17 protein-coding genes are annotated in these 18,963 nt (G+C 59.0%); 14 read left to right on the forward strand and 3 right to left on the reverse strand.

Going from position 1 to position 18,963, the window contains the following annotated elements; genetic code table 11:
* The first annotated feature begins 2 nt into the window (after window positions 1-2).
* Both thrB and thrC read left to right on the forward strand, forming a co-directional pair.
* Window positions 3-932, forward strand: coding sequence for a homoserine kinase (gene thrB, locus E7738_RS17655; protein WP_211725047.1), 930 nt, complete (start codon window positions 3-5; stop codon window positions 930-932).
* Between the two features lie 3 nt (window positions 933-935).
* On the forward strand, window positions 936-2,219 hold the full coding sequence (thrC, locus tag E7738_RS17660) for a threonine synthase (RefSeq protein ID WP_021508656.1): 1,284 nt from the start codon (window positions 936-938) through the stop codon (window positions 2,217-2,219).
* A 119-nt stretch (window positions 2,220-2,338) separates the two neighbouring features.
* On the opposite strand, the gene yaaA is transcribed toward thrC, so the two are convergent.
* Complete coding sequence (yaaA, locus tag E7738_RS17665) at window positions 2,339-3,112, reverse strand: peroxide stress protein YaaA (protein WP_058776217.1); 774 nt, start codon at window positions 3,110-3,112, stop codon at window positions 2,339-2,341.
* 212 nt (window positions 3,113-3,324) lie between these two features.
* On the opposite strand from yaaA, the gene tal reads away from it, so the two are divergent.
* From tal to E7738_RS17680, 3 genes are all read left to right on the forward strand, one after another.
* On the forward strand, window positions 3,325-4,278 hold the full coding sequence (gene tal, locus E7738_RS17670; RefSeq protein ID WP_058757131.1) for a transaldolase: 954 nt from the start codon (window positions 3,325-3,327) through the stop codon (window positions 4,276-4,278).
* 124 nt (window positions 4,279-4,402) lie between these two features.
* Entirely contained in the window at window positions 4,403-4,990 is a 588-nt protein-coding gene (gene mog, locus E7738_RS17675; protein WP_394515891.1) for a molybdopterin adenylyltransferase, read from the forward strand.
* 113 nt (window positions 4,991-5,103) lie between these two features.
* Entirely contained in the window at window positions 5,104-6,414 is a 1,311-nt protein-coding gene (locus E7738_RS17680; protein WP_127834543.1) for an MFS transporter, read from the forward strand.
* 39 nt (window positions 6,415-6,453) lie between these two features.
* Here E7738_RS17680 and satP read toward each other — a convergent pair whose 3' ends face one another.
* The gene (satP, locus tag E7738_RS17685; RefSeq protein ID WP_394515892.1) at window positions 6,454-7,014 is read right to left on the reverse strand and encodes an acetate uptake transporter; all 561 of its coding nucleotides are present in this window, start codon (window positions 7,012-7,014) and stop codon (window positions 6,454-6,456) included.
* A 297-nt stretch (window positions 7,015-7,311) separates the two neighbouring features.
* Between satP and dnaK the strand changes: the two genes are divergently transcribed.
* The 4 genes from dnaK (at window position 7,312) to E7738_RS17705 (ending at window position 12,277) form a co-directional block, all read left to right on the forward strand.
* On the forward strand, window positions 7,312-9,222 hold the full coding sequence (gene dnaK, locus E7738_RS17690) for a molecular chaperone DnaK (protein ID WP_021508662.1): 1,911 nt from the start codon (window positions 7,312-7,314) through the stop codon (window positions 9,220-9,222).
* A 103-nt stretch (window positions 9,223-9,325) separates the two neighbouring features.
* Window positions 9,326-10,462 (forward strand): molecular chaperone DnaJ, encoded by a 1,137-nt coding sequence (gene dnaJ / locus E7738_RS17695; RefSeq protein ID WP_021508663.1) that lies wholly within the window; start codon window positions 9,326-9,328, stop codon window positions 10,460-10,462.
* Between the two features lie 416 nt (window positions 10,463-10,878).
* The gene (locus tag E7738_RS17700; RefSeq protein WP_215481507.1) at window positions 10,879-11,652 is read left to right on the forward strand and encodes a siderophore-interacting protein; all 774 of its coding nucleotides are present in this window, start codon (window positions 10,879-10,881) and stop codon (window positions 11,650-11,652) included.
* 85 nt (window positions 11,653-11,737) lie between these two features.
* On the forward strand, window positions 11,738-12,277 hold the full coding sequence (locus E7738_RS17705; RefSeq protein WP_021314062.1) for a PadR family transcriptional regulator: 540 nt from the start codon (window positions 11,738-11,740) through the stop codon (window positions 12,275-12,277).
* A 5-nt stretch (window positions 12,278-12,282) separates the two neighbouring features.
* Here the strand turns inward: E7738_RS17705 and E7738_RS17710 are convergent, their stop codons facing one another.
* Window positions 12,283-12,570 carry a SelT/SelW/SelH family protein gene (locus tag E7738_RS17710; RefSeq protein WP_021506610.1) on the reverse strand — a complete coding sequence of 96 codons (288 nt, stop codon included), beginning with the start codon at window positions 12,568-12,570 and terminating at the stop codon, window positions 12,283-12,285.
* A gap of 342 nt (window positions 12,571-12,912) precedes the next feature.
* Between E7738_RS17710 and E7738_RS17715 the strand changes: the two genes are divergently transcribed.
* Genes E7738_RS17715 through E7738_RS17735 form a run of 5 tightly spaced genes read left to right on the forward strand, consistent with a single transcriptional unit; the run spans window position 12,913 to window position 18,948 of the window.
* Window positions 12,913-15,279 carry a TonB-dependent receptor domain-containing protein gene (locus E7738_RS17715; RefSeq protein ID WP_394515893.1) on the forward strand — a complete coding sequence of 789 codons (2,367 nt, stop codon included), beginning with the start codon at window positions 12,913-12,915 and terminating at the stop codon, window positions 15,277-15,279.
* A gap of 50 nt (window positions 15,280-15,329) precedes the next feature.
* The gene (locus E7738_RS17720) at window positions 15,330-16,361 is read left to right on the forward strand and encodes a hemin-degrading factor (protein WP_394515894.1); all 1,032 of its coding nucleotides are present in this window, start codon (window positions 15,330-15,332) and stop codon (window positions 16,359-16,361) included.
* Window positions 16,358-17,182: a heme/hemin ABC transporter substrate-binding protein gene (locus E7738_RS17725; protein ID WP_394515895.1), complete on the forward strand. Its 825-nt coding sequence runs from the start codon at window positions 16,358-16,360 to the stop codon at window positions 17,180-17,182. Before E7738_RS17720 ends, E7738_RS17725 begins: the two co-directional genes overlap by 4 nt.
* Complete coding sequence (locus E7738_RS17730) at window positions 17,175-18,176, forward strand: FecCD family ABC transporter permease (RefSeq protein WP_394515896.1); 1,002 nt, start codon at window positions 17,175-17,177, stop codon at window positions 18,174-18,176. The genes E7738_RS17725 and E7738_RS17730 overlap by 8 nt, the downstream gene beginning before the upstream one ends.
* A complete protein-coding gene (locus E7738_RS17735) occupies window positions 18,169-18,948 on the forward strand; it encodes a heme ABC transporter ATP-binding protein (RefSeq protein ID WP_150059347.1) in 780 nt (259 codons plus the stop codon). The genes E7738_RS17730 and E7738_RS17735 overlap by 8 nt, the downstream gene beginning before the upstream one ends.
* The last annotated feature ends 15 nt before the right edge of the window (window positions 18,949-18,963 follow it).

Raw genomic sequence — 18,963 nt, forward strand, 5'->3', positions numbered from 1 at the left:
TGATGGTAAAAATTTATGCACCGGCCTCGATAGGTAACGTCAGCGTTGGCTTTGATGTGCTGGGCGCGGCGGTTTCGCCGGTGGATGGCTCGCTGCTGGGCGACTGCGTGTCGGTCGAAGCGGCAGACCAGTTTAGCCTGCAGAATAAAGGGCGCTTTGTCAGTAAACTGCCCGCCGATCCGCAGGACAACATTGTTTATCAATGCTGGCAGCGTTTCTGCCAGGCGATTGGTAAAGAAGTCCCGGTGGCGATGACGCTGGAGAAAAACATGCCGATTGGTTCAGGCCTCGGTTCCAGCGCCTGCTCGGTGGTGGCCGGCCTGATGGCGATGAATGAGTTCTGCGGCCAGCCGCTTAACGACACCGAGCTGCTGGCGCTGATGGGCGAGCTGGAAGGGCGCATCTCCGGCAGCGTGCACTATGACAACGTCGCGCCGTGCTTCCTCGGCGGCGTACAGCTGATGATTGAAGAGAACGGGATCATCAGCCAGGAGGTGCCGTGCTTTGATGACTGGCTGTGGGTAATGGCTTATCCAGGCATCAAAGTCTCTACGGCGGAAGCACGCGCCATCCTGCCGGCGCAGTATCGCAAGCAGGATGCCATCAAACATGGTCGTCTGCTGGCTGGCTTTATTCACGCCTGCCACACCCGTCAGCCGCTGCTGGCGGCTAAACTGATGCAGGATGTGATCGCCGAGCCGTATCGCACCAAACTGCTGCCGGGCTTTGCGGAGGCGCGGCAGGCGGCCAGCGACATTGGCGCGCTGGCCTGCGGTATTTCGGGCTCTGGCCCGACACTTTTCGCCGTTTGCAACGAGATGGCAACGGCACAGCGGATGGCGGACTGGCTGAGCCAGCACTATCTGCAGAACGAGGAAGGCTTCGTCCATATCTGCCGTCTTGATACGGCTGGCGCACGTAAACTGGGATAACGCATGAAACTCTACAACCTTAAGGATCACAACGAGCAGGTTAGCTTCGCGCAGGCCGTGAAACAGGGCCTCGGCTCGCAGCAGGGGCTGTTTTTCCCGCTGGAACTGCCGGAATTCGAGCTGACCGACATTGATGCGATGCTGGAGATGGATTTCGTCAGCCGCAGCAGCAAGATTCTCTCTGCTTACATCGGCGATGAAATTGCCGCGCACCAGTTGGCCGAGCGCGTGAAGAACGCCTTTGCTTTCCCGGCACCGGTGAGCCAGGTGAGCGACGATGTGGCCTGCCTCGAACTGTTCCACGGTCCGACGCTGGCGTTTAAAGATTTCGGCGGGCGCTTTATGGCGCAGATGCTGTCGTACGTGTCTGGCGCGGATGAGCAGATCACCATTCTGACCGCGACCTCCGGCGATACCGGCGCAGCGGTAGCGCACGCGTTCTACGGCATGGAAAACGTGCGCGTGGTCATCCTGTATCCGCAGGGCAAAATCAGTCCGCTGCAGGAGAAGCTGTTCTGTACGCTGGGCGGCAACATTGAAACTATCGCGATCGATGGCGACTTCGATGCCTGCCAGGCGCTGGTTAAGCAGGCGTTTGATGATGAAGAGCTGAAGAAAGCCATCGGCCTGAACTCGGCTAACTCCATCAATATCAGCCGTCTGCTGGCACAGATTTGCTATTACTTCGAGGCGGTAGCGCAGCTGCCGCAGGAGAAACGTAATCAGCTGGTGGTGTCGGTGCCAAGCGGTAACTTTGGCGATCTCACGGCCGGCCTGCTGGCGAAATCGCTCGGTCTGCCGATCAAGCGTTTTATCGCCGCGACCAACGCCAACGATACCGTGCCGCGCTTCCTTGCCGACGGTCAGTGGCAGCCGAACGCGACCGTGGCAACGCTGTCGAACGCGATGGATGTCAGCCAGCCTAACAACTGGCCGCGCGTGGAAGAGTTGTTCCGCCGCAAAACCTGGCGCCTGACCGATCTGGCCTACGGCGCGGTGTCGGATGAGACCACCAAAGCCACCATGCGCGAGCTGGCAGAGCTGGGTTACCTGTCAGAACCGCACGCGGCGATTGCCTATCGTCTGCTGCGCGATCAGCTGCAGGAAGGGGAGTTTGGCCTGTTCCTCGGCACCGCGCATCCGGCGAAGTTTAAGGAGAGCGTGGAAGAGATTCTCGGCCAGCCGCTGCCGCTGCCGGAAGCGCTGGCCGCGCGCGCCGATTTGCCGCTGCTGTCGCATGCCATGAAGGCGGATTTCGCCGCGCTGCGGGCGTTTTTGCTGAAGTAAATACCCAACGGGCCGGTCACATCGGCCCGTTATGCATTTTTCTGGCGGCGCGATTTAACGCGCGGGTTTTTAACAGACGCGCAATGATTTGCGCCGCTACGATTCAGGTGAAGCTGGCGTTATTGCTCGCGGCGCTTAAATACCAGCTCGTTACCCTTACTCTCCGCCGCATCAAAGAAATAACCGTCAACATCAAACTTCTTCAGCTGCGTTGGTTTCGTCAGGCGCTTCTCAATCACGTAACGGCTCATCAGCCCGCGCGCCTTTTTGGCGTAGAAACTGATCACCTTGAACTTACCGTTTTTCTCATCGAGGAACACCGGCTTAACCAGCTCGGCATTCAGCTGCTTCGGCTTGATGGCTTTGAAATACTCATCGGAGGCGAGGTTGATCAGCACGTCATCGCCCTGTTCCGCCAGCGCGTCGTTGAGCTTTTGCGTCAGCAGGTCGCCCCAGAAGCTGTAGAGATCTTTGCCGGCCGGATTCGCCAGTTTGATGCCCATCTCTAAACGGTACGGCTGCATCAAATCCAGCGGGCGCAGCAGGCCGTACAGCCCCGAAAGCATGCGCAGGTGTTTTTGGGCAAAATCAAAGTCGGCCTCGCTGAAGCTCTCAGCCTGCAAACCGGTATAAACATCACCTTTGAAGGCCAGAATCGCCTGCCGCGCGTTATCGGGTGAGAAGGGCGGCTGCCACTGGCTGAAACGGTCGGCGTTGAGGTGCGCCAGTTTGTCGCTGATGCCCATCAGCGAAGCGATTTGCGCCGGGGAAAGATCGCGCGCCACGTCAATCAGCTGCTGTGATTTTTCTAACAGCGCCGGTTGAGTAAACCGTGACGTTGCCAGCGGGCTTTCATAATCCAGTGTCTTGGCTGGCGAGATAACCATCAGCATTGTGTCTGTCCTCGTTGACCCGCTGTTTTCAGGGGATGGATGGGAAAAATGTCGCGACGAGTGTAGCAAAAAAGCTGCACGGATCGGCAAATTGCTCCCATTTGTTAGCGCTATCGTAAAGGGCACGCGGCGATGTTGCGCCGCTTAGCCTGCGTGATATTATCGCAACAGCCTTTTACACCCTGACAGTCAACTTAAGAGAAAAGAGAACCATGACGGACAAACTTACTTCCTTGCGTCAGCTGACTACTGTGGTCGCCGACACCGGTGATATCGCGGCAATGAAACTCTACCAACCGCAGGATGCCACTACTAACCCTTCTTTGATCCTCAACGCTGCGCAAATCCCTGAATACCGCAAACTGATTGACGAAGCCATTAGCTGGGCACGTCAGCAGAGCAGCAACAAAGAAGAGCAGCTGGCGCTGGTTTCTGACAAGCTGGCCGTCAACATTGGTCTGGAAATTCTCAAACTGATCCCGGGACGTATCTCTACTGAAGTTGACGCGCGTCTCTCTTACGACACCGAAGCGAGCATCGCGAAAGCACGCAGCCTGATCAAACTGTACAACGATGCCGGCATCAGCAACGATCGTATCCTGATCAAACTGGCCTCAACCTGGCAGGGCATCCGCGCGGCGGAGCAGCTGGAGAAAGAAGGCATCAACTGTAACCTGACGCTGCTGTTCTCCTTCGCCCAGGCGCGTGCCTGTGCCGAAGCGGGCGTGTTCCTGATTTCGCCATTTGTTGGCCGTATCCTCGACTGGTACAAGCAGAACACCGACAAGAAAGAGTACGCAGCGCATGAAGATCCAGGCGTGGTATCAGTGTCTGAAATCTACAACTACTACAAGCAGCACGGCTATGAAACCGTGGTGATGGGCGCCAGCTTCCGTAACGTCGGCGAAATCATTGAATTGGCCGGTTGCGACCGCCTGACTATCTCTCCGGGCCTGCTGAAAGAGCTGGCCGAGAGCGAAGGCAGCGTAGAGCGTAAACTGAGCTACAGCGGCGAAGTGAAAGCGCGTCCGGCTAAAATGACCGAAGCGGAATTCCTGTGGCAGCACAACCAGGATCCAATGGCGGTGACCAAACTGGCCGAAGGTATCCGCAACTTTGCCATCGACCAGGGCAAACTTGAGAAGATGATCGCCGAACTGCTGTAAGGTGATGTGCCGTGGCGGCTGCCGGTCGCCACGGTTTTCGCGTTTCCCTCGCTGATGCTTTGTATTATCCTTTCTGCCATTCCCCTTTTTCTCACCGCCCCGCGGTCAACACAGCGATAACTCTATGGATACTTTACGTATTGGCTTAATTTCCGTGTCCGATCGGGCCGCTAACGGCATCTATCAGGATCAGGGCATTCCGGCGCTGGAAAGCTGGCTTAGCGCTGCGCTGGCGACACCGTTTGAGATTGAAACCCGCCTGGTTCCGGATGAACAGCCGATGATTGAGCAGGCGATTTGCGAGCTGGTCGACGAACGTTTTTGCCACCTGGTGCTGACCACCGGCGGTACCGGTCCGGCCCGGCGCGACGTCACGCCGGATGCGACTCTGGCGGTAGCCGACCGCGAGATGCCCGGCTTTGGCGAGCAGATGCGGCAGATCAGCCTGCAGTTTGTGCCGACCGCGATTCTGTCACGCCAGGTGGGCGTGATCCGCAAGCAGTCGCTGATCCTCAATCTGCCAGGACAGCCGAAATCGATTAATGAGACGCTGGAAGGGTTGAAAGCGGATGACGGTACGGTGAAAGTGCCAGGGATTTTCGCGGCTGTACCCTATTGTTTACAGCTGCTGGAAGGGCCTTACGTCGAAACCCACCCGGAGGTGGTAGCAGCTTTTCGCCCGAAAAGCGCACGGCGTGAGACAAACGTCTGAAAATTGCCGTTTTCAGGCATAAAATGCAGAGTGACTGGTGTGGCAAAATATTGACGGTATAGTAACCGAAGCTTTACAACTATACTGACATGGCCTCTGGATACCGCACTCTTATGGATTCGCTGACAACGCGTCAACTCAACCGCCAGGACTACAAAACCCTGGCGCTGGCTGCCCTGGGCGGGGCGCTGGAATTCTACGATTTTATCATCTTCGTCTTCTTCGCTGCGGTGATTGGCGAGCTGTTCTTTCCGCCAGACATCCCGGAATGGCTGCGTCAGGTGCAGACGTTTGCCATCTTCGCCGCCGGTTATCTGGCGCGCCCGCTGGGCGGCATCATCATGGCGCACTTTGGCGACAAAGTCGGGCGTAAGAAGATGTTCAGCCTGAGTATTCTGCTGATGGCGCTGCCGACGCTGGCGATGGGCGCGCTGCCCACCTACGCCAGCATTGGCATTGCCGCACCGTTACTGATGCTGCTGATGCGCGTGCTGCAGGGCGCGGCCATTGGCGGCGAGGTGCCGGGCGCGTGGGTGTTTGTTGCTGAGCATGTGCCGGAGAAACGCATCGGTTTTGCCTGCGGCACGCTGACTGCAGGCTTAACCGCCGGCATTCTGCTCGGTTCGCTGGTGGCGACGGTGCTGAATACTTCGCTCTCGCCGGCGGCGATACGCGATCACGGCTGGCGCATTCCCTTCTTCCTCGGCGGCCTGTTTGGCCTGCTGGCGATGTATCTGCGTCGCTGGCTGCATGAAACCCCGGTATTTCGTCAGATGCAGCAGCGCAAGGCGCTGGCGGAAAAGCTGCCGCTACAGACCATTCTCGCCAGCCATAAGCGCGGCATTGCGGTGTCGATGCTGCTTACCTGGCTATTATCAGCCTGTATTGTGGTGGTGATTCTGATGGCGCCGACGCTGATGCAGAAGCAGCATGGCGTGCCGGCGGCGCTCAGTCTGCAGGCTAACAGTTTCGCGACCGTGATGCTGCTGATCGGCTGCGTGCTGGCGGGCTGGATTGTCGATCGCTACGGTGCGGCGCGTACCTTGCTGATCGGGTCGCTGCTGCTGGCGCTGTGCAGCTGGAGCTTTTTCCAGCAGCTTGGCGGCACGCCGCAGATGCTGTTCATCTGGTACGGTCTGGCGGGACTGAGCGTGGGCGTGGTCGGCGTGGTGCCGTTTGTTATGGTGCGGGCGTTTCCGGCGGCGGTGCGCTTCACCGGCATTTCCTTCTCTTACAACGTGTCTTACGCCATCTTTGGCGGCCTGACGCCGATCAGCGTGACGCTAATGATGTCGCTGACGCCGATGGCGCCGGCCTGGTATGTGCTGGCGCTGGCGCTGATCGGCATGCTGGTGGCGCTGTGGTTATGGCATGACAGCCGCCAGGCTAATGCGCAGCTGGATGTCTCGCTGCATTCATCGTAATGGCAGCGCGCGGAGCGGCACGGCTCCGCGCGCAGTTGATTACTCGCCAATCGGCAACACGCTGCGCTCAAACTTCTCGTTCAGCACTTCGCCCATTGCCAGATAAAAGGCGCTGGCACCACAGACGATGCCCACCCAGCCGGCGATGCGCAGCAGCTCCGCGTGATCCAGCAGATGGCCGATAGCCAGCAGCGCAAACAGCAGCGTCAGGCTGGCAAACACAAACTGCAGCATCTTCGCGGCCTGCAGCGTGCCAAAGAACAGAAACAGCGTGAAGATACCCCACAGCGCCAGGTAAGCGCCGAGGAAATGGCCATCGGCGGCCGCAGCCAGTCCCATTTTCGGCAGCAGCAGAATCGCCACCAGCGTCAGCCAGAAGCTGCCGTACGAGGTAAAGGCGGTCAGGCCGAAGGTATTGCCTTTTTTATACTCCAGCAGCCCGGCAAGGATTTGCGCGATGCCGCCATAAAAGAGGCCCATCGCCAGGATAATCACATCCATTTCAAACAGACCGGTGTTGTGCAAGTTGAGCAGGATGGTAGTCATACCAAAACCCATCAGGCCCAGTGGGGCGGGATTCGCCAGCGTGGTGTTGCCCATAATTCCTCAGCAGCAGCGTTGTTGTTTATAGGTTTAACGCCCGCGCCAACAGCGGTGGGGCGCGGGGCGCTGCATCATAATCAGGTGGCTTTTGCCGCACTTTGATCTCACGCGGTAAGAGAATCTAAATTTTTTTTAGTTTTAACCCTTGATGCGCTTCGAAGCGGCCCCATTTAGTTGTCATCAAGCATTGTGAGGCAGCAAAAAAATCTGCCGCAGCAGTTGAAAGTGGTCAGCGTGACCGCATCTCTGCTTCACAACCCAATTTGGCAAAGAATTTAAGTGGGAGACGTTTAGATGGGTAAGATTATTGGTATTGACCTGGGTACAACCAACTCATGTGTGGCGATTATGGACGGTGGCAAAGCACGCGTGCTTGAAAACGCCGAAGGCGATCGCACCACACCGTCAATCATTGCATATACCGGGGATGGCGAAACTCTGGTCGGTCAACCGGCTAAACGTCAGGCGGTGACCAACCCGCAGAACACCCTGTTTGCAATCAAGCGCCTGATCGGCCGTCGTTTCCAGGACGAAGAAGTGCAGCGTGATATTAAAATCATGCCGTACAAAATCATCGGTTCTGACAACGGTGACGCATGGCTGGATGTGAAAGGCCAGAAAATGGCACCGCCGCAGATCTCTGCAGAAGTGCTGAAAAAAATGAAGAAAACCGCGGAAGATTTCCTCGGTGAGCCGGTAACTGAAGCGGTTATTACCGTTCCAGCTTACTTCAACGATGCGCAGCGTCAGGCAACTAAAGACGCCGGCCGTATCGCGGGTCTGGACGTAAAACGTATCATCAACGAACCGACCGCAGCGGCACTGGCGTATGGCCTGGATAAAGGTCAGGGCAACCGCACCATCGCGGTATATGACCTGGGTGGCGGTACCTTCGACATCTCTATCATTGAGATCGACGAAGTCGACGGCGAGAAAACCTTTGAAGTACTGGCGACCAACGGTGATACCCACCTGGGTGGTGAAGACTTCGACAGCCGTCTGATCAACTACCTGGTTGCCGAATTCAAGAAAGATCAGGGCATCGATCTGCACAACGATCCGCTGGCGATGCAGCGCCTGAAAGAAGCGGCAGAGAAAGCGAAAATTGAGCTCTCTTCTGCGCAGCAGACCGACGTTAACCTGCCGTACATCACGGCGGATGCGACTGGTCCTAAGCACCTGAACATTAAAGTGACCCGCGCGAAGCTGGAATCACTGGTGGAAGATCTGGTTACCCGTTCGATTGAGCCGCTGAAAGTGGCGCTGAACGACGCTGGCCTGTCGGTTTCTGACATCAACGACGTGATCCTGGTCGGTGGTCAGACGCGTATGCCAATGGTGCAGGCGAAAGTGGCGGAGTTCTTCGGTAAAGAGCCACGTAAAGACGTGAACCCGGACGAAGCGGTCGCTGTGGGTGCTGCGGTACAGGGCGGCGTGCTGGCTGGTGAAGTAAAAGACGTTCTGCTGCTGGACGTGACCCCGCTGTCGCTGGGTATCGAAACCATGGGTGGCGTGATGACGTCGCTGATCAGCAAGAACACCACGATCCCAACCAAGCACAGCCAGGTGTTCTCGACTGCTGAAGACAACCAGTCTGCCGTGACCATTCACGTGCTGCAGGGTGAGCGTAAGCGTTCGGCGGATAACAAATCGCTGGGCCAGTTCAACCTCGACGGTATTCAGCCTGCGCCGCGCGGTATGCCACAGATCGAAGTGACCTTCGACATCGATGCTGACGGTATTCTGCACGTGTCTGCGAAGGACAAAAACAGCGGTAAAGAGCAGAAGATCACCATCAAAGCGTCTTCTGGCCTGAACGAGGAAGAGATCGAAAAAATGGTTCGTGACGCGGAAGCTAACGCCGAGTCAGACCGTAAATTCGAAGAGCTGGTGCAGACGCGTAACCAGGGTGACCAGATTGCGCACAGCACGCGTAAGCAGCTGGACGAAGCCGGTGACAAACTGTCAGCGGAAGACAAAGCACCGATCGAGTCTGCCCTGAACGAGCTGAACACCGCGCTGAAAGGCGAAGATAAAGCAGAAATCGAAGCCAAAATGCAGGCGTTGATGGAAGTGTCCAGCAAGCTGATGGAACTGGCGCAGCAACAGGCTCAGGCCGGCGCAGCGGATGCCGGCGACGCTTCGGCGAAGAAAGATGACGACGTTGTCGACGCTGAATTCGAAGAAGTGAAAGATAAAAAATAATTGCCCCTGACCGGGCGCGACGGCTGGCCTGACAGCCGTTGAAACCAGCACGGGCGTCGGAGATCTCTCCACGCCCGTGCGATCATGTTAAGGGCAGAGAAAAATGGCTAAGAGTGATTTTTACGAGATCTTAGGCGTCTCAAAATCCGCCGATGAGCGCGAAATCAAAAAGGCCTATAAGCGCCTGGCGATGAAGTATCACCCGGACCGTAATCCGGGCGATAAAGAGGCCGAGACGAAATTCAAAGAGGTCAAGGAAGCCTACGAGATCCTCACCGATGCGCAGAAGCGTGCAGCTTACGATCAGTACGGTCATGCGGCGTTTGAGCAGGGCGGTGGTGGCGGCTTCGGCGGCGGCTTTGGTGGCGGCGGTGCCGACTTCAGCGATATCTTTGGCGACGTGTTCGGCGATATCTTTGGTGGTGGTCGCCGTCAGCGCGCCTCACGTGGCGCCGATTTACGCTACAACATGGAACTGACGCTGGAAGAAGCGGTACGCGGCGTGACCAAAGAGATCCGCATTCCAACGCTGGAAGAGTGTGATGTCTGCCACGGCAGCGGCGCCAAAGCGGGCACCCAGCCGCAGACCTGTCCGACCTGTCACGGTGCGGGCCAGGTACAGATGCGTCAGGGCTTCTTTACCGTGCAGCAAGCCTGTCCGACCTGTCACGGTCGCGGCTCGGTGATTAAAGATCCGTGCAACGCCTGTCACGGCCATGGCCGCGTTGAGCGCCAGAAAACGCTGTCGGTGAAAATCCCGGCAGGCGTCGATACCGGCGACCGTATCCGCCTCAGCGGAGAGGGTGAAGCGGGCGAACACGGCGCACCGGCTGGCGATCTGTACGTGCAGGTTTCGGTGAAGAAACACCCGATCTTTGAGCGTGAAGATAACAACCTGTACTGCGAAGTGCCGATCAACTTTGCCATGGCAGCGCTGGGCGGCGAGATTGAAGTGCCGACGCTCGACGGTCGCGTGAAGCTGAAAGTGCCGGCAGAAACCCAGACCGGCAAGCTGTTCCGCATGCGCGGCAAAGGCGTGAAGTCGGTGCGTGGCGGTGCGGTCGGCGATTTGCTGTGTCGCGTGGTGGTGGAAACCCCGGTCAGCCTCAACGACAAGCAAAAAGCGCTGCTGCGCGAGCTGGAAGAGAGCTTCGGCGGACCTACCGGCGAGAAAAACAGCCCGCGTTCGAAAAGCTTCTTCGACGGCGTAAAGAAGTTCTTTGACGATCTGACCCGCTAATCGGGTGCGCAGACAGTAACAAGCGGAGAGGCAACTCTCCGCTTTTTTTATGCGCAGTTCTGCCGTGCAAATATTCAACGGCATTGTTTTTAGTCATTCAACGCTTTAACAGCTCACCTCCTGTCAAAACGGCAGCATTTTCGCTAGTGACGCAATTTATTGCGCGATAAATCGCGCCGCTACAAATATCGTGCGGCTTGCGACTACCTCAAGCCGTGAAAATCTCCACTAAAAAACGCTTCCTCACCTTGCAAAAACCGGCTCCGTTTTCGCCAATAGCATTTTTCGGCATTGCGTCGAAAATATATCATAGGTATCTTGCAAGGCGTTTAATGAGAATGATTTTCGATAACATGCACCATCAGCGGTGTGCGGCAGCGCAGTAGCGCGGGACCGTCGCTGCAGGGAGAGAAACGTTGCCAAACCCGACTCACTATCGCGCTCCACAACGCGTGCGCAATGAATTACGCTTCCGTCACATCACCGTCGCCAGCAAAACGCGGGTGGCCGATGCCTTCTGGCGCATCGTCTTTAGCGGCAGCGATCTGGCGGGGTTTCACTCGCCCTCTTTTGACGACCACATCAAAGTGTTTTTCCCGGATACGCCGGGCGGTGCGCTGGCGCTGCCACACATGACCGACGAAGGCATCGTCTGGCCTGACGGCGTACGTCCGGCGGCGCGCGACTATACGCCGCTGGCCTTTAACGGCAGCGATTCGCTGACGCTGGATTTTTACATCCACGACGGCGGCGTCGCCAGCAGCTGGGCGAGTGCCGCTCAGCCGGGCGATCGCATTGCGATGGGCGGCCCGCGCGGCTCATGCGTCGTGCCGGTGGATTATGCCTGTCAGATTTATGTGTGCGATGAGACCGGTCTGCCGGCATTTAAGCGCCGCTATCAGGAAATGCATGCACAACAGATTCATCTGCTGGCCTGTGTTGATGAGCCAGTCGGCCGCGCGTATCTTGGTGACCTGCCGGATGTCACGGTGAGCTGGCTCGGCAGCGGCAACATGCAGGCTGAGGCGCTGACGCCGCTGCTGGACCCGATTGTGCTGCCTGCTGATGACTACTTCATCTGGCTGACCGGCGAAGGCGCGGCGGTGAAACAGCTGAGCGATTACTTTACTCAGCAACGTGCGGCGCACAGCGACCTGGTGCGCGCCGTCGCTTACTGGCATCAGAAATAACCGGCGCCCGCCCGCTGCCGCCTGTGTTGAATTTTACCAGGCACCAGACTACTATCAACCTCCCTCAACTGACCCCGGGAAGGCGATGAAACAGCAGCGGGATGTTCCAGAGCACGCCGATGCGGCACAGCGTGCCAGCTGTGCCGGCGCACGCAGAAAGCGGCGCGAAAGGATGCTGGATGCCAGTGATATTCGCCTGCTGATGCTGCACTTTCTGGCCAGCGGCGCGGCGCACGGTTATGAGCTGATCAAATCGGTGGAAGAGTTGTCGAAAGGCGAATATTCCCCCAGCCCCGGCATTATTTATCCCAACCTGACGCTGCTGGAAGAGATGGACGCCATTCGCGTGGTGGATGCCCAGGCCACGCGCAAAGCCTACGCGCTCAACGATGCGGGCCGCGCGCTGCTGGCGGAAAATGGCGAAAACGTGGCGGTGATTATCGGGCGGCTCACTTCGCTGGCGATCCTGGTCAACAACCGCAGCATTCCGCAGGTAGAGCAGGCAATCCATACGCTTCGCTATACGCTCAATCACCGGCTGTCGCAGGAGCAGATTTCACCGGCCACGGTGGAAATTGTCGTGGCGGCGCTGCAGGACGCGGCAGAGAAGATCGCCAACAGCTAAGCGCGTTACGGTTTCTTCTTGTCCACGTGCCCCAGTTCGCGATCCGGCCAGCAGACATCGCGCACCCGCTGCTTCAGTGCTGCCGCATCGGGAAAGCCGCCTTCCTGTTTGCGTTCCCAAATTACCTGACCATCAATGCTGATCTCGAACACGCCGCCGCTGCCGGGCTGGAGCGTGACCGCGCTGAGATCGCCGGCAAAGGTATGCAGCAGCTCCTGCGCCATCCACGCCGAACGCAGCAGCCAGTTACATTGAGTACAGTAGTGAATGGTTACTGCCGGTTTATCTGCCATCCTATCCCTCCTGTTAGTGCTTGATTAATCATGGGTTAACAAATTGTGCGCACAAAGATACATCTTGATGCAAATGATATTGATAATGATTACCAATTGCATTAAATTGTTTTCGCCATCATTTTACTCTCTATAAATACCACAGGCATCCCTGCGGCACCGCGGCCAGTTATATACGGCAGCTGTGCACTGAAGCGCGCATGACACTGTGCCACAGGTGCCGGGATCGATAACATTATCTGGCCAGCGTGACGCGCTGTTTCACGGTTTTTAGCATAGAGCCGTGGTTTTCTGGCAGCAAATAAGTGAGCGAATACTAACAATTAACCAGGTATTTCGCGCATGTCTTTCAACCTTCAGGGAACTGTTCAGCAGCGTCTGTGTAAAGTCGCTGTTCTTGCTTCAGCCATTCACGCAGCCTGCAGCTATGCCGCCAGCGACAGCAGTACGCTGGCGCGTTCCGCAGAGAACAACAGCAGCAATGAACCGGTAATGACCGTTACCGCACCTAAGCAGCAGGCTGGCAGCAAAACCACGCTCACCGCCAGCGATCTGCAAAAACGCGGCGCCAATGACTTCGGTTCGATCATGCGTTATGAGCCGCTGGTCAGCGCCACTGGCGCGGCGGGCGGTTCGTCAGCCGGTAAAAGCGGCTTTGACCGTGCAGGCTATACCGGCTACAACATTCGCGGGCTGGAAAGTAACCGTGTCGGTCTGGATATTGATGGCATTCCGGTACCGGATGCCACCGGTCGTCCGTACGTCAGTCGCGCCGGTAACAATACCTTCGGTATTGGTCGCGACTACATCGACCCGTATATGTTTGGCAGCGTCGAAATTGAGAAGGGCGCTACATCGGTGGAACAACCTAACACCGCAATCGGCGGTAACGTATCGTTTCATAACAAGTCGCCGGACGACTACCTCAGCAGCGATAAAACCCACTATTTCGGTTATCAGAGCGACTACAGTTCGGCAGATCGCAGCTGGCACAACGGCATCACTGCGGCGGCAGGGGATGATGAACTGCGCGGCCTGTTTGTCTACAGCCGCCGCGACGGCCAGCAGACGCGCAACAACAGTGGCGTAAAAGACGCCTACCCGGCCAACTGGCACTCGGATGCCTTTATGACGTCGGGCATCTGGCAGCCAAACGATCAGCACAAGCTGAGCGCCACCTTCGACTACTACCACAAAACCAATCACACCCACTACGATACCTGGGACAGCAGCAGCGGCAACACTATTTGGGGCACTGCGCAACAGCAGAGCGATTCGCGCCGCTGGGGCATTAACCTTGCCGACGAGTGGACGCCGTACAACGAGATGATCGATACGCTGACCACGCGAATTTACTGGCAGCAAACCGAGGCGCACGACACCACCTGGTTACCGACCAGCGCCAGTCAGTACGGCTTCGTCTACTCTGACTACAACGTCGATACCTTAGGGTTTGACACGCGCGCCAGCAAAATCCTCGGCCGCCACGAGCTGAGCGGCGGCATCAACGCGCGCGTGGAGAACAGCGAGCGTCCGTTCCGCCAGGAGCCGAACCCGGGCACCTTCGGCACCATCACCCAGCCGCAGTCGGACAGCCGTTCCTGGACCGTGGCCGGTTATCTGCAGGATAAAATCAATTTCGATCTCGATAGCCACAATTTCGCGGTGATTCCCGGCGTGCGCGTTATTCATCAAAGCACCAAACCGAAGAACCTCGGCGATCTGACCAACGGCAGCACGGTGCTGACCGCAGAGCAGGTGGAAAAACTGTACGGCAAGACCAATTCAGACACCGAAGTACTGCCGTCACTGACCTTCCAGTACGATATCAATCCGGCGCTCACCACCTGGCTGCAATATAAGCGCGGCGTGGAGTTCCCGACCACCAGCCAGCTGTACGGTTCGTGGAACCTTGGTTCAAGCTACGCCGGCAGCGCGCAGTATGCGCTGATTGGTAATGCCGATCTGAAAACCGAGACCAGCAACAATTTTGAGTGGGGTCTGAAAGGACAGCCGACCGACGGCATCACCCTCAATACCTCGGTGTTCTACAACACCTACAAAAACTTTATTGCCTACACCCGCTATCGCCGCGCCACCAATCCGGCGATGTTCGTCAATGTTCCGGCCAACATCTACACCAGTTATCAGGCTGAGAACCGCGACAAAGCCTACATTTATGGGGCGGAGATCAGCACCCGCGTCAACTACGGCAGCTGGTTCCCGACCGTGGATGGCCTGAGCAGCACGTTCGCGCTCGGCTACAGCGAGGGGAAAGCGAAATCCCGCTATCTGGGCGACAAATACATCGATCTCGACAGTGTCGCGCCGCTAAAAGCGATTGTCGGCGTCGCGTGGGACGACAAAGCGCGCGGTTACGGCGCGGCGCTCACCGCCACCTTCGTCAAAGGCAAACAGGCCAGCGCCACCAACCGTGAGAGCTACAGCAACAGCGGGGCGGCCATCAGCGACGCCAGCAGCGAATACATGCGCGTGCCGGGCTACGGCCTGATCGATGCCACCGCGTACTGGCAGCTGACGAAAAATGTCAGGCTGAGCGGCGGTGTCTACAACATTACCGATCGTAAATACTGGGATTACCTCAGCAGCCGCACGCTGACCAGCGCCAGCGCGCAGGAGCGCAACGACATCAATCTGGCCGTGATGCCGGGACGCACCTGGCAACTGGGCGTGAACGTCGACTTCTAATCACTTTTCGCCCTGCGGTGGCGCAGGGCATTTTCACGGGAGCAAGCGCAATGCATCAACGCTATCAACACTATCTGGCGCTGAAAGGCCAGCAGCCAAAAATGTACGCGCGTGATTTAGCTGCGCTGATGGGCATAGGGGAAGCACAGCTGTGCGAAGCGCGCGTGGGCCACGACGCGCAGCCGCTGCGCGCCGATTTTCCGGCGCTGCTGACGGCGCTGGCGGCAGTGGGTGAGACCAAAAGTATTACGCGCAATGCCTGGGCGGTGCACGAACAGGTGGGAACCTACAGCAATCTGCATCTCGGCGAACATGGCGGGATGGTGCTTAATCCGCGTGCGCTCGACCAGCGTCTGTTTCCCGCGCAGTGGCACAGTGCTTTCTTCCTGCACGAGCAGACCGCGCACGGCGAACGGCAGAGCATACAGATTTTCGATCGTCACGCTGATGCGGTGCTGAAAATCTACACCACCGCGCACACGGAGATGCCGGCGTGGCAAGCGTTGATTGAGCGCTTCCGGCTGGCGCACGCGCCTCAGCTGCAGCCGCAGCCGGTCAGTGCCACGCCGTTCAGCGACAGGGTGGATGCCGGCACTGTCGAAGCGGAGTGGCGTGCCATGACCGATGTGCATCAGTTCTTTGGCCTGCTGAAGCGTCACCATCTCTCGCGGCCGCAGGCGTTTCGCGCGGTGCCGGATGATTTAGCGCGTCAGGTGAGCAACACCGCGCTGGCAACGTTGCTGGCCCAGGTACAGCAGGATGGCAATGAAATCATGATTTTCGTCGGCAATCGCGGCTGTACCCAGATCTTTACCGGCACTATCGGGAAAGTGGTGCCGCTGGATAACTGGATTAACGTTTTTAACCCCACGTTCACGCTGCATCTGATGGCGGATCGCATTCACGAGAGCTGGGTGACGCGCAAGCCGGGCGGCGATGGCTTCGTCACCAGTCTGGAGCTGTTCGCTGCCGATGGCACGCAGATTGCCCAGTTGTACGGCCAGCGCAGCGAGGGCACGCCGGAACAGGCACGCTGGCGCGAGCAGGTGACGGCGCTGACGCCGACAGGAGCCGCCGCATGAAAGCGCTGATCCTGACACTGCTTGCTCTGCTGACGCTGCCGGCGTGGGCGGCGCAGCGCATCATTACTATCGGGGGCGATGTAACGCAGATCGTCTACGCTCTGGATGCGCAGGCGCAGCTGGTGGCGCGCGACAGCACCAGCCAGCATCCGGCGGCGGCCACCAGGCTGCCGGATATCGGCTATATGCGCCAGCTCAACGCGGAAGGCATTCTGGCACTGAAACCGACGCTGGTACTGGCCAGCGCGCTGGCTAAACCGTCGCTGGTGTTGCAGCAGGTGGCGGACGCCGGGGTAACAGTGGTGGAGGTCAGTGGGGATAACCGCCTCGATGCCATCACGGACAAAATCGCCACCATTGGCAACGCGCTGCAGCGTGAACAGGCGGCCCGCGCGTTGATCGACAAGGTCAACAAACAGCGTGCGCAGCTACCGCAGCAGCCGCTGCCGGTGAAAGTACTGTTTATCATGGCGCACGATGGCTTACGCACCCAGGCGGCTGGTGCGCAGACCGGCGCTGACGGCGCAATTCGCGCTGCCGGCCTGGTCAATGCCATGGGCGCGGTGCCGCACTATCAGCAGCTGTCACAGGAGGGCGTCGTGGCGGCAGCACCGGATTTGGTGGTGGTCGGCGAAGAGGGGCTGCGCACGCTGGGAGGCGAACAGGCGGTGTGGGCGCTGCCGGGCCTGCAGCTGACGCCGGCCGGCCAGCATCACGCGCTGCTGGTGATTGATGAGATGGCGCTGCTGAGTTTCGGCCTTGATACGCCGGGCGCGATTTTGCGCCTGCGCCATGCGGCGGAAGCCGCGCAGCATGATTAACCGCCTGATGATGCGCTGGCTGATGTTAATGAGTATCAGCATGCTGGTGTGCATGCTGCTGGCGGCCAACCTCGGCGCGATGCCGCTGTCGCTGCGCACGCTGTGGCAGGCGCCGCTCAGCGATCTGGCCTGGCAAATCTGGCTTACAATTCGCCTGCCGCGCGTATTGCTGGCGGTGCTGACTGGCATGGCGCTGGCGGTGTCCGGTGCGGTGATGCAGGGGCTGTTTCGTAATCCGCTGGCCGATCCCGGACTGCTGGGTATCAGCAGCGGTGCCGGGCTGGCGGTGGCGCTCTCAGTGGTGTTGCCGGTCAGCCTGCCGCCGCTGCTGGCGCTGTGGCTGCCTTCGCTGGCAGCGTTTGCCGGCAGCCTGGTAGTGACGCTGCTGATCTTCAGCTTTAGCCGGCTGGCGCAGAGCCAGCTGGCGCGCCTGCTGCTGCTGGGCATTGCGATTAATGCGCTATGCGGCGCGGCGGTTGGCGTGCTGTCGTGGCTGAGCAACGACCAGCAGCTGCGTCAGCTGTCGCTGTGGGGCATGGGCAGCCTGACGGGTGCCCAGTGGCCGAGCCTGCTGGTGTGTGCGCTGCTGATCGTTCCGGCGTTGCTGCTGGTACAGACGCGCGCGCGTCGCCTCAATCTGCTGCAGCTGGGCGAAGAGGACGCGCACTATATGGGCGTCGATGTTAAACGCACGCAGCGCCAGCTGCTGGTGCTGAGTGCGCTGCTGGTGGGCACGGCGGTGGCGGTCAGCGGCATTATCGGTTTTGTCGGGCTGGTGGTGCCGCACGTGATGCGTTTTTGTCTCGGCAGTGACCACCGCTGGCTGCTGCCGGGCGCGGCGCTGGCGGGAGCGATTCTGCTGTTGCTGGCGGATACGCTGGCGCGCACCGTGGTGATTCCGGCCGAAATGCCGGTCGGGCTGCTAACCAGTCTGCTGGGCGGGCCGTGGTTCCTGTGGCAGATTCTGCGCCAGCAAAGGGGGCTGAATGAGTGAGCAGTTGCAGGCGCGCGGACTGCGGTTTTGCCGGGGAACGCGTACCTTAATCGATGATGTCTCCCTGACGCTGCCGCCGGGCGAAATGGTTGCCCTGATCGGTCCTAACGGTGCCGGTAAGTCGACGCTGCTGCGGCTGCTGACCGGCTTTCTGCACGCGGACGCCGGTGAATGCTGGCTGGGCGATCGTCCACTGGCGGCCTGGCCGCGCGAACCGCTGGCGCAGCGCCGCGCGGTGATGCGCCAGCAAAACAGCGTCACCTTTCCGCTGCCGGCTGCCGACGTGGTGGCGATGGGGCGCGCACCCTGGCCGACCGGTAACTGCCAGGCGGTGGTGCAGGAGGTGATGCAGTTAACCGGCAGCGCGCCACTGGCGCAGCGCGACTATCGGTCGCTGTCGGGCGGGGAACAGCAGCGCGTGCAGCTGGCCCGGGTGCTGGCGCAGCTGTGGCATGACGACGGCCCGCGCGGCTGGCTGTTGCTGGATGAACCCACCTCCGCGCTCGATCTCTACTGGCAGCAGTCTACTCTGCGCCTGCTGCACCGGCTGACGCGCAATGGCCATTTTAGCGTCTGCGCGGTGCTGCACGATTTGAATCTGGCCTCACTGTGGTCGGATCGGGTGTTGTTATTACACCACGGCCAGCTGGTGGCGCAGGGCGCGCCGCACGCGGTGATGACCGAACCGATCCTGACACGCTGGTATCAGGCCGACCTGCAGGTGGTTACGCCGCCAGCGCAGGATCGGCCGCAGATACAGCTGCGGCCATAACTGCACCTGCACCGG

This window comes from Pantoea sp. SGAir0430 (assembly GCF_043549295.1).

Excerpts from the sequence above, each read along its gene's own strand:
- E7738_RS17730 (WP_394515896.1), top strand. The coding sequence starts at position 17,175 with ATGATTAACCGCCTGATGATGCGCTGGCTGATGTTAATGAGTATCAGC.
- thrC (WP_021508656.1), top strand. The coding sequence starts at position 936 with ATGAAACTCTACAACCTTAAGGATCACAACGAGCAGGTTAGCTTCGCG.
- dnaJ (WP_021508663.1), top strand. The coding sequence starts at position 9,326 with ATGGCTAAGAGTGATTTTTACGAGATCTTAGGCGTCTCAAAATCCGCC.
- E7738_RS17735 (WP_150059347.1), top strand. The coding sequence starts at position 18,169 with ATGAGTGAGCAGTTGCAGGCGCGCGGACTGCGGTTTTGCCGGGGAACG.
- E7738_RS17720 (WP_394515894.1), top strand. The coding sequence starts at position 15,330 with ATGCATCAACGCTATCAACACTATCTGGCGCTGAAAGGCCAGCAGCCA.
- thrB (WP_211725047.1), top strand. The coding sequence starts at position 3 with ATGGTAAAAATTTATGCACCGGCCTCGATAGGTAACGTCAGCGTTGGC.
- tal (WP_058757131.1), top strand. The coding sequence starts at position 3,325 with ATGACGGACAAACTTACTTCCTTGCGTCAGCTGACTACTGTGGTCGCC.
- yaaA (WP_058776217.1), bottom strand. The coding sequence starts at position 3,112 with ATGCTGATGGTTATCTCGCCAGCCAAGACACTGGATTATGAAAGCCCG.
- mog (WP_394515891.1), top strand. The coding sequence starts at position 4,403 with ATGGATACTTTACGTATTGGCTTAATTTCCGTGTCCGATCGGGCCGCT.
- satP (WP_394515892.1), bottom strand. The coding sequence starts at position 7,014 with ATGGGCAACACCACGCTGGCGAATCCCGCCCCACTGGGCCTGATGGGT.
- E7738_RS17705 (WP_021314062.1), top strand. The coding sequence starts at position 11,738 with ATGAAACAGCAGCGGGATGTTCCAGAGCACGCCGATGCGGCACAGCGT.
- E7738_RS17725 (WP_394515895.1), top strand. The coding sequence starts at position 16,358 with ATGAAAGCGCTGATCCTGACACTGCTTGCTCTGCTGACGCTGCCGGCG.
- E7738_RS17680 (WP_127834543.1), top strand. The coding sequence starts at position 5,104 with ATGGATTCGCTGACAACGCGTCAACTCAACCGCCAGGACTACAAAACC.
- E7738_RS17710 (WP_021506610.1), bottom strand. The coding sequence starts at position 12,570 with ATGGCAGATAAACCGGCAGTAACCATTCACTACTGTACTCAATGTAAC.
- E7738_RS17715 (WP_394515893.1), top strand. The coding sequence starts at position 12,913 with ATGTCTTTCAACCTTCAGGGAACTGTTCAGCAGCGTCTGTGTAAAGTC.
- dnaK (WP_021508662.1), top strand. The coding sequence starts at position 7,312 with ATGGGTAAGATTATTGGTATTGACCTGGGTACAACCAACTCATGTGTG.